Source organism: Burkholderia sp. BCC1985, from assembly GCF_905339915.1.
Taxonomy (GTDB): domain Bacteria; phylum Pseudomonadota; class Gammaproteobacteria; order Burkholderiales; family Burkholderiaceae; genus Burkholderia.
In genome coordinates this window covers 1-1,619 of the sequence record NZ_CAJPGY010000105.1, presented here as the reverse complement: position 1 = coordinate 1,619, position 1,619 = coordinate 1, and the positions used below count along the sequence as shown (strand labels likewise).

The following is a 1,619-nucleotide window of genomic DNA, read 5'->3' as shown; positions in this document are numbered from 1 at the left end:
GGTTGACCTCCTGCGATTCGGTGCGGGCGCCCTTGAGGATGCCGGCCCGTGGAGAGAAGTTGAAGAACATCGGCAGTGTCGCGGCACCGATCGCACCGGCGTCGGCGCCGAATGAGCCGCGCACGAGCGTCGGCGTGCCGCGCGCTTCCGGCGCGGTGGCGACGAGCGCCGCGCGCAGGCGGGTCGTCACCGCATCGAGCAGGCCGGCGTCGGTATCGGCGTCGAGCACGACCACCGGCGCATCGACGACGCACAGCACCGCACGCAATGCCGGCGCGAGCGCGTCGACACAGTCGTCGATCCATTCGTCGACCGCCGGCAGGCCACGCGCGATACAGGCCTCGAGATCGGCGCGGTTCTCGACCGTCTCGCCGTGATGGCGCAGGTGGCGCACGAGCGCGTGCAGCGATGCGCGGGCGAGCAGGATGTCCCACGGGCCGCGGGGCGGCGGCGCGGACGCCAGCCGGCTCGGTGGCACGGGAATCACGGCGATGTCGCCGGCATTGCCGGTCACGCCGCGCAGGCAGTCGCCGTCGATCGCGATACCGCCGCCGATCGCGGGACCGATGAACAGGTACACGAAATCGTCGCACTGCCGGCCGTACCCGTAGAACAGTTCGGCGATCGCGGCCGCGTTGCCGTCGTTTTCGCCGAACACGGGCAGCGACAGCGTGCGCCCGAGGTCGCTCGCGAAGTCGACGTCTTCCCACGCGCGGAACGTGTCGGGTGCGAGGCCGAGTTCGCGCATCCACGCGCCGAGGTTGTACGGCTGGGCGACGCCGACGCCCGTCAGGCGCACGCGCTCATGCGTCGGGAGCAGGTCCTGCATCGCATCGATGTCGCGCCGCACGATGTCGAGCACGTCGGCGGGCGGGGGGAGCAGGCAGTCGTGGGAGCGGCGGCCGAGCACGTCGCCCGCGAAATTGACGAGCGCCGTCTCGATGCGCATCCGGTCGAGATGGACGCCGATGCCGAACGCGCCGCGCGGATCGAGGCGGATCAGCGACGCCGGCTGGCCGCGCTGGCCCTCGGTGCGGCCGGCGGATTCGATCAGCTTCGCGTCGGCGAGCGACGCGATGATGCCGCCGACAGCCGCGCTCGTCATGTTCGCGAGACGCGCGAGGTCGGCCTTCGACGCGCTGCCCACGCGGCGCAGCGTCTTCAGCAGCAGGCGCTCGTTGTAACGGCGCACGTTGGCCGAATTGCTGCCCTGACCGAAGTGCGGGCTTCGCATGGCGTCTCCTTCCATGTTGCGTCGAACGTCGACGCATTAAATAAATCATGTTGATTTATTTAACCGCGCGAGCGCTGGCATGTCAGCCTAGGGAAATCCCGGTTTTGTTGCGGGACGAAGGCGGGGCCTGGGTTGCCGGGGCGGGCGGCCGCCGCGCCGTGCAGCGGGGCCGGCGATGTCGAATTCGCGCGATGGATCGCGGCCGGCGCGCACGCTCCACGGATCGCCGGCCGGACTGTCTCGTCGCGCAAGCCGGGGGGCGATTTGTCCTGATGCGCAGGTGCCGAAGGAAGGATGGCGCGTCATGCGCGTCACCGGCGACGGTATTGGGCGCTGCGTGAACCTGGTATCGATTCGGCGCCGGAAATGAAAAAAGGTCGGCTAG

At 69.8% G+C, this 1,619-nt stretch carries 1 protein-coding gene; it reads right to left on the bottom strand.

Annotated elements, in window-relative coordinates; translation table 11 throughout:
• Positions 1 to 1,234 (bottom strand): ROK family transcriptional regulator (locus U4Z31_RS36820; RefSeq protein WP_257776146.1); only part of this gene is annotated, 1,234 nt, incomplete at its 3' end.
• Between the last annotated feature and the right edge of the window lie 385 nt (positions 1,235 to 1,619).